This window comes from Rhodococcus sp. 114MFTsu3.1 (assembly GCF_000383555.1).
In the GTDB taxonomy this organism is placed as follows: Bacteria; Actinomycetota; Actinomycetes; order Mycobacteriales; family Mycobacteriaceae; genus Rhodococcoides; species Rhodococcoides fascians_E.
The window spans coordinates 174,731-188,025 of sequence record NZ_KB911553.1; the positions used below are offsets into that span (position 1 = coordinate 174,731).

Annotated in this window: 11 protein-coding genes; 5 read left to right on the forward strand and 6 right to left on the reverse strand. The window is 65.5% G+C overall.

Features of this window, described 5'->3' with window-relative positions; translation table 11 throughout:
• The 6 genes from H292_RS0118040 to H292_RS0118065 all read right to left on the reverse strand — a co-directional run bounded on the left by H292_RS0118040 (position 1) and on the right by H292_RS0118065 (position 8,361).
• Positions 1-1,158: a hypothetical protein gene (locus H292_RS0118040; protein ID WP_020112294.1), complete on the reverse strand. Its 1,158-nt coding sequence runs from the start codon at positions 1,156-1,158 to the stop codon at positions 1-3.
• A 199-nt stretch (positions 1,159-1,357) separates the two neighbouring features.
• Positions 1,358-3,091 (reverse strand): HNH endonuclease signature motif containing protein, encoded by a 1,734-nt coding sequence (locus H292_RS27250; RefSeq protein ID WP_020112295.1) that lies wholly within the window; start codon positions 3,089-3,091, stop codon positions 1,358-1,360.
• A 48-nt stretch (positions 3,092-3,139) separates the two neighbouring features.
• A complete protein-coding gene (locus H292_RS0118050; RefSeq protein WP_020112296.1) occupies positions 3,140-3,631 on the reverse strand; it encodes an alpha/beta fold hydrolase in 492 nt (163 codons plus the stop codon).
• A 33-nt stretch (positions 3,632-3,664) separates the two neighbouring features.
• Positions 3,665-6,043 carry an ATP-binding cassette domain-containing protein gene (locus H292_RS0118055; RefSeq protein ID WP_020112297.1) on the reverse strand — a complete coding sequence of 793 codons (2,379 nt, stop codon included), beginning with the start codon at positions 6,041-6,043 and terminating at the stop codon, positions 3,665-3,667.
• 60 nt (positions 6,044-6,103) lie between these two features.
• Positions 6,104-6,517: a VOC family protein gene (locus H292_RS0118060; RefSeq protein ID WP_019667013.1), complete on the reverse strand. Its 414-nt coding sequence runs from the start codon at positions 6,515-6,517 to the stop codon at positions 6,104-6,106.
• Positions 6,518-6,672: 155 nt separating this feature from the next.
• Entirely contained in the window at positions 6,673-8,361 is a 1,689-nt protein-coding gene (locus tag H292_RS0118065; protein ID WP_020112298.1) for a cutinase family protein, read from the reverse strand.
• A 168-nt stretch (positions 8,362-8,529) separates the two neighbouring features.
• Between H292_RS0118065 and H292_RS28455 the strand changes: the two genes are divergently transcribed.
• The 5 genes from H292_RS28455 to H292_RS0118090 are packed head-to-tail and all read left to right on the forward strand — an operon-like array spanning position 8,530 to position 13,290.
• Complete coding sequence (locus H292_RS28455; protein WP_167336905.1) at positions 8,530-8,670, forward strand: hypothetical protein; 141 nt, start codon at positions 8,530-8,532, stop codon at positions 8,668-8,670.
• Positions 8,663-10,843: a heavy metal translocating P-type ATPase gene (locus H292_RS0118075; RefSeq protein ID WP_019667016.1), complete on the forward strand. Its 2,181-nt coding sequence runs from the start codon at positions 8,663-8,665 to the stop codon at positions 10,841-10,843. Before H292_RS28455 ends, H292_RS0118075 begins: the two co-directional genes overlap by 8 nt.
• Before the next feature lie 14 nt (positions 10,844-10,857).
• Entirely contained in the window at positions 10,858-11,091 is a 234-nt protein-coding gene (locus tag H292_RS0118080; protein WP_019667017.1) for an RNA-binding S4 domain-containing protein, read from the forward strand.
• Positions 11,088-11,816 carry a class I SAM-dependent methyltransferase gene (locus H292_RS0118085; RefSeq protein ID WP_027498905.1) on the forward strand — a complete coding sequence of 243 codons (729 nt, stop codon included), beginning with the start codon at positions 11,088-11,090 and terminating at the stop codon, positions 11,814-11,816. The genes H292_RS0118080 and H292_RS0118085 overlap by 4 nt, the downstream gene beginning before the upstream one ends.
• Positions 11,809-13,290 (forward strand): FAD-dependent oxidoreductase, encoded by a 1,482-nt coding sequence (locus H292_RS0118090; RefSeq protein ID WP_020112300.1) that lies wholly within the window; start codon positions 11,809-11,811, stop codon positions 13,288-13,290. The genes H292_RS0118085 and H292_RS0118090 overlap by 8 nt, the downstream gene beginning before the upstream one ends.
• The last annotated feature ends 5 nt before the right edge of the window (positions 13,291-13,295 follow it).

Sequence of the window (13,295 nt, forward strand, 5' to 3'; positions counted from 1 at the left end):
TCACACCAGGATGCTGTGCGCGCGCAGCCGTTCGACGATGTCCGGCGGTGGCCAGGCGGGAACGCGATAGCGAGCCGGGTCCAGGCCTGCCATCGGTTGGACACCACTGATGGACGCCACGTCGGCGAACTGGACGAAGAACGGCTCGACGCCCTCGCGGCAGAACGCCACGAGGTCGGTCTCCGGCAACGTGCAGTCCACCTCGTCGGCCCAGATGGTGACCGTACGGGGACCGAACGGAGTCGACTTGACGGTGACCGTGCCGATCTCGGAGTGCACACGATCCAGCTCGTACTGACGCTGTAGCCAGTCCGACTGTGCTGCATATTCTTTCGAGATGTGCACGCAACGGGCCCGTGCGCTGCCGGGATTGTCCGGCGCCGTGACGTCGAGCGTCACCACAGCACCCGAGTCGTCGACGGTGTACGCCTGCGGAGACAGGAACCGCGACGTGTGCAGATACTGCTCCTCGGCCAGACGGAAATGCTTGGCCAGCAGGTCCTCGTCGTCGCTGGGCACGACGTAGAGCGTGTCCACCGTGGGGACGAACGCCACTGGTGCACAACCGAACCGCGACCTGTGCGACTCGAGCCACCCCGAATCCAACAGCCACGACGTGTAGTACTGCCCGCCGCGGTCGACCAACCGTTGAGTGGCGCGGCCCTTCGTGGGGTCGGCATACCGGGTGACGGTGGCCAGATTCGACCGGGCCGCGGCGAACACCGTCGACGGATCCACACCCCATGTCTCGATCGACTCCCACGACACGATCGAGCTGTGGAAGGGCATGTCCACCGCCACGAGCTCGTCGACCAACGGGAACACGCGCCGCGACAACAGCAAACCCGACGGTGCGCCCAACGTGTACGTCGATGGTTTCAACACCGGACGCAGCCTCGGCAGCGCCTCGTGCCAGTCACCGGGCCAGAAGTTCGACGACATCTTCGTCGATACGAAATGCGCGACATGCGACTCCAGCGCCAGATCCGACGCTCCCGCCGTGTCGTGGAACAGGTGATCGAGCGGAAGGACCGACGACTCGTCGTACCTCACCGCGAACGCCGACGAATCCAGCCGAGCCCCAGCTCCACCCTCGACCGTGACACGTTCGATCACCAGACGCGCCAAACGCTGCCTCGGATCCTCGATCTCCCCCATCCCCGGAATGGTAACGCGGCATCGTCGTATTGGGGACACTCATCCGTCTGCGGGGGATTCGCCCGGGGGCCCGATGGTCGTGGCGCGGCGCTCTCGACGCTCAGGCACGGGTTGTTGCAGGCATGGGTGTGAGCGGCACAGGTGGTGGTTGTGCTGCTCACGGGTGGGTGTTCGATTCGATGGTCCCGGGGGTCCGGGGCTATCCGGTCCGGGTCTCGGGGTCGGGATCGTCTGATGGGTAGAGGTATTCCTGCGGGTGGTGGTAGTGGTTGACGAGCCCGTTGCGTCGGGGGTCGACGGATTCTGGTGGATGCCAGGCGGTGCGGCCGGGTTGGGGATGATCGGGTCCGGTGGTGGTGGTCGCCCACTGATTCGGTCCGTCGCCGACGAGGGGGTGATGGCAGTCGCACCCGAAGGTCAGGTCGTCGATGTCGGTGTTGCCGCCATCGGCCCATTCGTCGATGTGGTGGACCTGGCTCCAGGTGGCGGGGCGCGTGCAATTGGGGAAACTGCAGCCGCGGTCGCGTGCGATGAGGACGATGCGTTGATCGGCCGAGGCGAGCCGTTTCCCGCGCCCGAGGTAGAGGGCGCGTCCGTCGTCGTCGAAGACCGCGAGGTAATGGTGGGCGTGGGCGGCCATGCGGATGGCATCGCGAATCGAGACCAGCGATCCGGTGCCGGTGACGGCATGCCCGGACGCGGTGGCCAGATCGGAGGCGGACATCGAAATCACCGCGGTGACCGGAAGTCCGCGATGAGTTCCGAGGGTGCCGGCTGCGAGGGTCTGACGGAACACCGCTTTGACGGCATCGTGGTTGCGTTGGCCCTGGGTGCGCAGGTCCCGGCCGGCGCGTGCCTCCAACTCCGCGCCAGCAGCAGTCTCCTCGGGACCGAACAGCGTCAGCGGACCCGGCGACCCCACAGAAGCCGTACCCGACCTGGCAGCAGCAGTACCCGCCCCAGGATCACCTGATCCCGCCGTACCGAAACTCGTGGCGTCGCAATCCTGCTCGTCCGCGCCGTCACCGTCCGGGTTCGGTTCGTTCTGCCCATCACCGTCGGCGCTGTCGGCGCTGTCGGTGCTGTCGGGGGTGGTGCCGGGGTAGGCGGTGCTCAGGTCGGTGTCGTGGACGGGTTTGGGTTCGTCGGGGTTCAGCACTCCCTTGCGGGCGAGTTTGGCGAGAACCGGCTCCAGATAGGCACGGAACTCAGCGTCGATGACACCGGCCATCTTCGAGGTCCCGTCGACCTCCTGCGGCCCGAGCCGAACAAAGCATTTCCTCGCGATGTCCTTCTTGTCCCGCAGTTCCCCATCCGGATCCAACAACGCCGTCAACCGGTGCGCCGCGACCGTCAACTGCTCCGGCGAGACCTGTTTCGCCAAGTCCACCAACAAGATCTCCGACTGCACCAACGACTCGTGATCGATCCCGGCGGGCAGGGTGTCGAAGAACTTCTCGATCACCCGCACATGCGCAGCATCGAGATGACCCTCGCACTGCGCTCGCGCAGTCACCGGCAACAACGCATCGAGCTGCTCCCCGGTCAATGACCGCCGCCGCGCCAATTTCCCCGCGATCTTGATGCGTCTACCCGCGACTGCGGAATCGATCCGCAACAAACACGCCAACCGCGACGGATTCGACCGCTCCGGCAGCACCGCCAACCCGTCACCGTCCACCAACTCCGTCAACCACGTGTGCGACGTCCCGTACATCGCCCGCGACACCGACTCCATCCGCACCAACACCGCACGCCGATCCGCATCACCGACAACCCGACCATCCAACGACGCCTCCGCAACCGCACCCCACGCGGACTCCATCTCCTCCACCGCAGCACGCAACGCAGGGTCCTCGATCGGCAACACACCACGCGCCGTGTCGACCCGAAGGTCCCCGGCTACATCGTCGACGCTCTCCCCCAAAAGCATGGCTCCATCATAACCCGAAAACCACTAATTGTCGAACATATATTCGAATCACATTGTATGCCAATTCGCTCCGTGGAACTGGTGACCGCCCGACGGGTGCTCCACGATGCGAGCGGACGGCAACAACGCCGCGTTCGACGCCAGGTGCTCGAACGGAACCACCTCGTCGTCGCGGCAATGATGAAGCGCCAGAGAGGTAGTGGGCTCGGGTCCGTCGAACGCGTATTCGGGAACGTCCCACCCGCCGACCCCCCAATCCGGCATGGCCAGAAGGGTGGCCGGCTCATGGAAGCCCCACTGCCGCTCCGCGAGGACGCGTAGTAATACGGACGCACCGAACGAGTGCGCCACGAGGATGTCGGACGGGTCCAGCGATTCCAATCGAGCTCGCAGTGGACGCGCCCATGCTTCGAAAGACATGTCCTCGTCGGAGAACTCGGGCATGTCCACGTCGACACTCGACGCCCCCGCAAGGGCGTCGGCCATCGATCTGTCCTCCAGGAAACCACCGGCGCCGTGTACGAACAACAGTGTCGTCATGCGCTCGATTCTGCCCCGAAACCGGGCGTGCCGTCAGCTCCCCACGTAGGCAGCCAGGTGCTGCCCGGTGAGCGTCGAACCGTCGGCGACGAGATCAGCAGGCGTTCCCTCGAACACGACGCGGCCGCCGTCGTGGCCTGCACCGGGGCCGAGGTCGATGATCCAGTCGGCGTGGGCCATCACGGCCTGGTGATGTTCGATGACGATGACGGATTTACCGGACTCGACCAGGCGATCGAGCAGTCCGAGCAATTGCTCGACGTCGGCGAGGTGTAGTCCTGTTGTCGGCTCGTCGAGGACGTAGATTCCGCCCTTGTCGGCCATGTGGACTGCCAGCTTGAGGCGTTGGCGTTCACCGCCGGACAGGGTCGTCAGGGGCTGGCCGAGCTTGATGTAGCCCAGGCCGACGTCGGCGAGCCGGACCAGAATCTTGTGAGCAGCAAGCAGTTTCACCTCGTTGCCGAAGAAGTCCTCGGCCTGCGCCACGGACATGGCGAGCACTTTGCTGATGTTCTTACCGCCGAGGTGATATTCGAGCACCGACGCCTGGAACCGCTTTCCTTCGCACTCCTCGCACATCGTGGCGACGCCCGCCATCATCGCGAGATCCGAGTAGATGACGCCGTTGCCGTTGCAGACCTGGCACGCACCCTCCGAATTGGCCGAGAATAGAGCAGGTTTGACGCCGTTCTCCTTCGCGAACGCTTTGCGGATCGGCTCGAGCAGGCCGGTGTACGTCGCAGGATTGCTGCGACGGGACCCGCGGATGGCACCTTGGTCGACCGCGACGACGTCGTCGAGTTCGCCGAGCGAGCCGTGTATCAGTGAACTCTTGCCGGAGCCGGCTACGCCGGTCACGACGACCAGGATGCCCAGGGGCACGTCGACGTCGACGCTCTGCAAATTGTGCGAGTCCGCACCGCGGATCTCGATGACCTCGGAGTACTCGCGTACCGAATCCTTGACCGCCGCACGGTCGTCGAAGTGGTGGCCGGTGACGGTGTCGCTCGTGCGGAGGTCGTCGACGGACCCCTCGAAGCAGATCTGACCGCCGTTGGTCCCGGCGCCGGGGCCGATGTCGACGATGTGGTCCGCGATGACGATGGTTTCCGGCTTGTGCTCGACGACCAGAACCGTGTTCCCCTTGTCTCGCAACTGCAGAAGGAGCTGGTTCATGTTCTCGATGTCGTGGGGGTGTAGGCCTGTCGTCGGTTCGTCGAACACGTAGGTGACGTCGGTGAGCGACGATCCGAGATGGCGAATCATCTTGGTGCGCTGGGCCTCGCCGCCGGACAGGGTTCCGGCGGGCCGTTCCAGGGACAGGTAGCCCAGCCCGATCTGCACGAACGACTCCAACGTTTCCCGCAGAGATTCGAGCAGCGGCGCCACCGACGGCTCCTTCAGACCGCTGACCCAGGCGGCGAGGTCGCTGATCTGCATGGAACAGGCGTCGGCGATGGAGATTCCCTTGATCTTCGAGGACCGAGCGCCCTCGTTGAGGCGGGTACCGTCGCATTCGGGACAAGTCTGGAACGTCACGGCGCGTTCGACGAAGGCACGAATGTGCGGCTGCATCGCGTCGACGTCCTTGGACAGCATGGATTTCTGCATTTGCGGGACCAGCCCGAGGTAGGTGATGTTGATGCCCTCGACCTTGATCTTCGTCGGCTCGCGGTACAGAAGGTCGTTCAGTTCCTTCTTGTTGTACTTGGCAATCGGCTTGTCCGGGTCGAAGTATCCACTGCCACGAAAGATCCGGCCGTACCAGCCGTCCATGCTGTAGCCGGGGATGGTGATGGCGGACTCGTTGAGAGACTTGCTGTCGTCGTACAGAGCGGTCAGGTCGATGTCGCTGACCGATCCGCGCCCCTCGCAGCGCAGGCACATGCCGCCGGTGATCGAGAAGGTCCGTTTCTCGGTGGTCTGACGCCCGCCCTTCTCGACCTTCACCGCGCCCGCCCCGGACGCCGATGCGACGTTGAACGAAAATGCCTGAGCCGAACCGATGTAGGGCTTTCCGACGCGGCTGAACAGGATTCGCAGCATCGCATTCGCATCGGTGGCGGTGCCGACGGTCGAGTGCGGATTGGCACCCATTCGCTGCTGGTCGACGATGATGGCCGTTGTCAACCCGTCGAGCAGGTCCACGTCCGGCCGCGCGAGCGACGGCATGAACCCCTGCACGAACGCGCTGTACGTCTCGTTGATCATCCGCTGGGATTCCGCGGCGATCGTGGAGAACACCAACGACGACTTGCCGGACCCCGAAACGCCGGTGAACACCGTCAACCGGCGCTTGGGGATCTCGACGCTGATGTCACGGAGGTTGTTCACCCTCGCGCCCTGCACACGGATCAGATCGTGGCTGTCGGCCTTGTGGACCTCGGTCGTCGAACTGGCGCGTCGGGCCATCAGGACATCTCCGTTTCTCGGGGGGACTGGCATCCAATCATGCGAATTCAAGCATGTTCGTCAGCTGCGGGCCTGTTGGATACGCAGCAGATTCCCTGCAGGGTCGCGGACGGCGCAATCGCGAAGACCGTACGGCTGATCGATGGGCTCCTGCACGATGTCGGCGCCCCCGGCCTGCAATGCGTCGAACGTGGCATCCAGGTCGGGCGTCGCCAACTGCAGGCCCGCGTACGTGCCCTTCGCCATCATCTCCAGGATGGTTTTCTTCTCGTCGTCGGTGATGCCGGGATCGACCGCAGGTGGCGTCAGGACAATCGCCGTGTCCGGCTGTCCGACAGGCCCGACGGTGAGCCAGCGCATGCCGTCGTACCCGACATCCAGGCGCACCTCGAAACCGAGGAGATCGCGATAGAACCCCAGCGCCGCATCGGCATCGTCATGGGGAAGGAACGAGGAATGAATGGTGATGTTCATGTGGAAAGACGCTAGTAGGCCTCGGCGTCGGACACTTCTCGATTCCTGATCGGTCCGGACCTTTCCGGACAGTTCCCTTGGAAGACCGAAAGCGCCGTTCGGTCAGTCAGACTGACCGAACGGCGCTTTCGCTCCGAATGGGAAAGGGAGTACGACTACCCAGCCGGTACGACGGTGGTGGTGGGGACGGCTGTGGTGGTCGGGGCTGCTGAGGTGGCAGCGGGTGGGGTGGTGACGACCGAGCCGTCGACGACTGCGCCTGCGGCGTCGGGAGCGGGTACGAGAGGTACTGCGGTCAGGTTCGGATCGACGGGAGCGGCCGGGTCGACGATCGGGGCGGGAACGCCAACCTCCGGGACCACAGGTGCGACGTAGGGGGCGACGACGGGAGCAGCTGTGGAGGTGCTCGTCGGCGCGGTCGTGGTGGGGGTCGCGGTGGCGGACAGAACGGTCAGGCGGGCCTGCTCCTGAACTTCCTTGGACTTGATGGGCTTGCCGGCCTGGGCGTCCTTGGCGAGCTGGGTCAGCCATGCGGCTGCGTATTCGGCCGAGGTCAGCGGCTTGCCGTTGGCGTTGTCGGCGTCGCGCCAGTAGTCGAAGTGGTGTCCCGAGCCCGGTCCGAGGGTCTGACCGTACGGATCGTTCATCGCGACGGGGATGGTGTCGGTGTTGGATCCGATGAAGCCGATGATTTCCTTGGCGATCTTCGACGGCAGGTAGGCGAGGTTGACTGCGCTCTCGGCGGGCAGCGGTTCGCCGTTCTCGTCCGTTTCGGGCTTCGCGGCGACCTTGGTGGTCGGGTCGGCAGGCTTGTAGCCGGGCTCGGAGACCTTGATGAGCACGTCGAGGAATGTCTCGTCGCCGGCGAGCCAGTTGTCCTGGCTGGTGATGTCGGCGAAGGCGGCGACGGCGATCTTGCCGAGGACCATGGCGAGGTCGGCGCCGGTGGCGGGGGTCAGGGTGTTGTCGCGCTGGATGGCATCGACGTCGAGTTGGCGTCCGACGTTGGCGGCCAGGTGCAGCAGCGAGGTGTTCTTGGGCATCGCGCACGTCAGGTCGCCCTGCGAGCAGAACGAGGCGACGCGGCCCTCGAGTACGCCGAAGCTGCCCTGCGTGGACGGTAGAGCGCCGGCGCCGGCGGGGCCGGAGCCGTTCTGGTACTTGGTGTCGAAGCCGTCGGGGTTGGTGCCCGACGCGGAACCGGGGAATGCGGTCTCGCCGTCCTTGCGGCCTGCATCGGCGAGAATGACGACACCGACCACGTTGCCCGGGTCGACAATGCCGAACTTGCCGTTGGTGTCGGCCTGCTGGTTGCCGATCTCCATCGCTGCGCGACGCGTGACGTCGGCGCCTTCGCTGTAGCCGACGATGGCGAAGCGGGTCTTGGGGCACGACGCGGCGATGGCGTTCATGACCGTCTTGGTGTTCGCGACGCCGGTCTCGACCGAGGATTCGTAGGTGGCCATGTTGGCCGGGTACTCGATGTAGACGGCTGCGTAGGAGCCGTCCTTCACCTGGCCGTTGGGAGCGCCGACCATCTGGTCGATCCAGTCGCTCTCGAAGTCACCGGCGAGCGCTGCGGGCAGTCGCGTTCCGGTGGGGGTTTCGAGCATCTTGGTCTTGCCGGCCTCGGGCGAGTCGCCTCGGCCACCGACGGCGATGCTGACCATGTCGTAGCAGGTGGCGGTCGATGCGAGCTCGACCTCGGCGTCCGACGACGTCAGCTTGTCGGTGGTGAGGACGGCGGCACCGACGGCCAGGGCGCCCAGAGATACGAACGCAACGGCGCTGGTGACGAGCCGTCGACGATTCGCAGGTCTGCGATTCGAAACGCGTAGAGACATGGCTTCCCAATCAGTTGTTCCCCGAACCGATTACACCGCCGCTGCACTACGCGGTGGCTACACGGAAGTCGCCGCGGAGGTACCCCGCGTTACACCGTGACCGGATCGAGACCCCCCGATACCCTAGGGGGGTATGGTAGAACGGGTGAGACGAAAGAGGTGCTTCGCGTGAACACGACGATCAAACTGGCAGGCTTCGTACTCGGAATCACATTGGTGTTCTTTGCCGCATTCCTGATCGGCGGAGCGGTCGGCCCTGTCGGTGAGGCACCTACGAGTCACGAACACGCGCAGGTGGACCATGAGTGAGACGGAGTTGATTCTGGGCGGCATGACGTGCGCGTCGTGTGCCAACAGAATCGAGCGGAAACTCAACAAGCTCGACGGCGTGACCGCGACGGTGAACTACGCGACCGAGAAAGCGCGTGTTCGGTCCGACGGCGTGCCCGTCGAGGATCTGATCGGCGCTGTCGAGGCCGCGGGGTACACCGCGACACTCCCCGCTGCCGACCCGGACTCCACGCCCGAGACGGATCCGCTGAAGCAGCGTCTGATCGTCTCGGCGGTTCTGTCGGTGCCGGTGATCGCGATGGCGATGATTCCGGCTCTGCAGTTCACCAACTGGCAATGGTTGTCGCTGACGCTGGCGGCACCGGTCGTCGTGTGGGGTGCCTATCCCTTCCACAAGTCCGCGTGGACGAACCTGCGGCACGGCACATCGACCATGGACACCCTCGTGTCCATGGGAACGCTGGCTGCGCTGGGATGGTCGCTGTACGCACTGTTCTTCGGCGCCGCGGGCGTTCCCGGCATGAAGCACCCGTTCGAGCTCACCATCGACCGGATGGACGGCTCGGCCAACATCTATCTCGAGGTCGCAGCAGGCGTCACCACGTTCATTCTGGCCGGCCGGTACTTCGAGTCTCGGTCCAAGCGCCGGGCAGGTGCAGCGTTGCGCGCCCTGCTCGATCTCGGTGCCAAGGACGTGACGGTGCTGCGCGACGGCGTCGAGAAGCAGTTTCCCATCGACGATCTCGCGGTGGGCGACACGTTCGTGGTCCGGCCGGGCGAGAAGATCGCGACGGACGGAACCGTCGAATCCGGATCCTCCGCCGTCGACGCATCGATGGTGACCGGTGAGTCGGTTCCGGTGGAGGTGTCGCCGGGCGACACGGTCGTCGGTGCGACGGTGAACGTCGGCGGCCGGTTGGTCGTGACGGCCACCCGCGTCGGCTCGGACACCCAGCTGGCCCAGATGGCCAAGCTCGTCGAAGACGCGCAGACCGGGAAAGCGCAGGCGCAGAAGCTCGCCGACCGGATCTCGGGAATCTTCGTTCCGATCGTCATCGCGATCGCCGCCGGCACACTCGGATTCTGGCTCGGCACCGGCGGATCCGTCGCCGCGGCCTTCACGGCTACCGTCGCCGTTCTGATCATCGCGTGCCCGTGCGCGCTCGGCCTCGCGACGCCGACGGCACTGATGGTCGGGACCGGCCGCGCCGCGCAGCTGGGCATCTTGATCAAGGGACCGGAAATCCTGGAGTCCACCAAACGCATCGACACCGTCGTACTCGACAAGACCGGCACCGTCACCACCGGCCAGATGTCCTTGCTCTCGGTGACTCCCGAGAACGACGAGCTGCTTCTCGTGGCCGGGGCTCTGGAGGCAGGCTCGGAGCATCCCATCGGCAAAGCCATCGCCGACGCCGCCCGCCGCAGCGGCTCGGTGCCGGACGTCGAGAACTTCGCGGCCGTGCCCGGCCTCGGCGTGACGGGAATCGTCGACGGTCGGGCCGTGGTTCTGGGGCGTGCCTCGTTGCTGGCGGAGTGGTCCATGACCCTTCCCGCGGACCTTGCCGCGGCTTTCGCCGACGCCGAACGCGACGGCCGCACCGCTGTCGCGGTCGGGTGGGACGGACAGGCGCGCGGAGTGCTCGTCGTCGCCGACTCGGTGAAGCCCACGTCGAAGCAGGCGGTCGCGGAACTGCGTGAACTCGGACTGACCCCGGTGATGCTGACCGGTGACAACGAGGCGGCCGCGAGGAAGATCGCGGCCGACGTCGGGATCGAGGAAGTCTTCGCCGGAGTGCTCCCGCAGGGAAAGGTCGACGTCGTCGCGCAGCTGCAGTCCGAGGGCCGGGTCGTGGCGATGGTCGGTGACGGCATCAACGACGCCGCCGCGTTGGCCACCGCCGACCTGGGGCTGTCCTTGGGTACCGGCACCGACGTCGCCATCGAGGCAAGCGACCTGACGCTGGTGCGCGGGGACCTCCGAGCCGTCGGCGACGCCATCAGGTTGTCGCGAAAGACTCTCGCGACGATCAAGGGCAACCTGTTCTGGGCGTTCGCCTATAACGTCGCGGCCATTCCGCTGGCGGCTGCGGGCCTGCTCAACCCCATGCTTGCGGGTGCGGCAATGGCCTTCTCTTCGGTGTTCGTGGTGACCAACAGTCTGCGATTGCGGCGCTTCGCTCCCGCATGAGTCAAGATGGGGGCATGGCTGATGCAGTGGACGTACCGATCAGAGACGAGTCGATTCGGCTCGGGCAATTCCTGAAGCTCGCGAACCTGATCGAATCCGGCGCCGAAGCGAAGAGCTTCATCGCCGACGGGGTGGTCAGCGTCAACGGTGAGGTGGATCTTCGTCGCGGCCGGCAGCTGCATCAGGGCGACATCGTCTCGATCGAGGGAGGCCCGTCTGCTCGGGTCGTCAACGGTGGTGGCTGGTGAGCGTAGGCCGACGGGGTCTGCCCCGTGACCAGGTGCCCAGCGCGTTCGATCAGGACGCGAAATCGTACGACCGGCTCGTCGGAGCCAACCCCGGTTACCACGCGCATCTCGCGAAGTCGGCCGAGCGGCTGCGGCTTCCCGGGCTCGGCGCCGGTCTGCGTCTGCTCGACATAGGCTGCGGCACTGGTGCTTCCACAGCTGCGCTGCTGAAGGCCGCGCCTCATGCGGAGATCATCGCGGCCGATGCGTCGTCGGAGATGCTCGAGGTGGCGCGGAGCAAGCAGTGGCCACCGAACGTCACATTTGTTCACTCGCGGGTCGAGGACCTTGCCTCCCACGGCGTCGAAGGGCCCTTCGACGGGATTCTGGCGGCGTATCTGGTTCGGAACGTGGGTGATCCGGACGCCGTTCTCGGGTCGTTGCTGTCCCTGCTGAAGCCAGGATCGTCCATTGCGTTCCACGAGTACTCGGTCAAGGAGTCGCTGCGCGCGAAGATCGTCTGGACGCTGGTCTGCTGGGCCATCATCATCCCGCTCGGGTACGCCGCGACCCGCGACTTCACGCTCTACCGCCACCTGTGGCGCAGTGTCACCAGTTTCGACGGTGTCTCGGAATTCGCTCGACGCATGCAGCACGCAGGCTTCACCTCGCTCGACACCGAAACGATGACGGGGTGGCAGAACGGCATCGTGCACACCTTCCTGGGGGCGCGGCCACGTGATTGACAAGAAGAGCGTTCTGCATCCAGCGGCGCCGGGGTACGCGTCGGCGTCGTCGTTGGCGTCGGTTCCGCGCGTCGCGGTGGTCGGCGGCGGTATCGCCGGACTGTCGGCGGCAGCTGCTCTGGCGGAACGTGGTGTGTCCGTGGAGGTCTTCGAGAAGGAGAACTTCCTCGGCGGCCGCGTCGGCGGATGGTCCACCACGTTGGACGACGGTTCGACGGCCACCATGAGCAGAGGCTTCCACGCGTTCTTCCGGCAGTACTACAACCTCCGCAATGTGTTGAAGCGCACCGATCCGGGTCTGCAGCGCCTGCATGCCGTCGAGGACTACCCGCTGATCGACGCGGACGGCCGAATCGACGGATTCAAAGGCCTGCCGTCGACGCCGGGGTTGAACGCCGTCGCCTTCGTCGGGAAGAGTCCGACGTTCCGGTGGCGGGACCTCAAGGCGCTGAACGGTATTGCCGCGCTGCCGCTCATGACCGTGAGCGTTCCCGAGACGTACGAGCAGCTCGACGAGGTCCCGGCAGCAGAATTCCTGCGACGCATCAACTTCCCCGAGGCTGCACGGCACCTGGCCTTCGGAGTGTTCTCGCGGAGCTTCTTCGCCGATCCCGAGGAGATGTCGGCCGCCGAGCTGGCGATGATGTTCCACCTGTACTTCCTCGGCTCGTCCGAGGGGCTCGTGTTCGACGTGCCTACCGGCCCGTACCCGCAGACTCTGTGGGAACCGTTGGGCGAGTATCTGCGTGGGCTCGGAGTCGGTTTCCGGATGGGCACGTCGGTGTCGTCGATCGAACGCGGATTCTCCGTCGACGGCGAGAAGTTCGACGGTGTCGTCCTGGCTGCCGACATCAAGGGGCTGCAGAGTCTCGTCGGCTCACTCGGCACCGACGAATGGCGCGAGGATGTCGCAGCGTTGCAGAACACTCCGCCCTTCCTCGTACACCGAGTCTGGCTCGACAAGCCGGTCGACGCAGACCGTCCACCGTTCATCGGCACCGGTGGAATGCCGCCCATCGACAACATCAGCGTCCTCGAACGATTCGAGGACGAAGCAGCGGAGTGGGCCTCCCGCACCGGCGGATCCGTCGTCGAGTTGCACGCCTACGCAGCAACCGAATCCGAGGACGTCACGCGCGAACAGTTGATGGCGCGGATGCACGAGATCTATCCGGAAACCCGGGATGCCACCGTGATCGCGGCTCGGTCGGAATGGCGCAACGACTGTCCGTTGTTCGGCCTGGGTGATTTCGCCCGGAGGCCGACGGTGCGTACGCCCGAACCTGGACTCGTGCTGGCCGGCGACGGAATCCGCATCGACCTGCCGGTCGCCCTCATGGAACGCGCCGCAACCACCGGTCTGCACGCCGCCAACACCCTGCTGCAGAGCTGGGGCCTCGCCGGGCACGACATCTGGACCGTCCCGACCCGCGGGCGATACCGAGTTTTCGACAAAATCGCGCGCGTCGTCTGAGCGAC

Coding starts and splice junctions, on each gene's coding strand:
- H292_RS0118080 (WP_019667017.1), top strand. CDS start 10,858: ATGGCTGATGCAGTGGACGTACCGATCAGAGACGAGTCGATTCGGCTC.
- H292_RS0118060 (WP_019667013.1), bottom strand. CDS start 6,517: ATGAACATCACCATTCATTCCTCGTTCCTTCCCCATGACGATGCCGAT.
- H292_RS0118050 (WP_020112296.1), bottom strand. CDS start 3,631: ATGACGACACTGTTGTTCGTACACGGCGCCGGTGGTTTCCTGGAGGAC.
- H292_RS0118065 (WP_020112298.1), bottom strand. CDS start 8,361: ATGTCTCTACGCGTTTCGAATCGCAGACCTGCGAATCGTCGACGGCTC.
- H292_RS27250 (WP_020112295.1), bottom strand. CDS start 3,091: ATGCTTTTGGGGGAGAGCGTCGACGATGTAGCCGGGGACCTTCGGGTC.
- H292_RS0118075 (WP_019667016.1), top strand. CDS start 8,663: ATGAGTGAGACGGAGTTGATTCTGGGCGGCATGACGTGCGCGTCGTGT.
- H292_RS0118055 (WP_020112297.1), bottom strand. CDS start 6,043: ATGGCCCGACGCGCCAGTTCGACGACCGAGGTCCACAAGGCCGACAGC.
- H292_RS0118040 (WP_020112294.1), bottom strand. CDS start 1,158: ATGGGGGAGATCGAGGATCCGAGGCAGCGTTTGGCGCGTCTGGTGATC.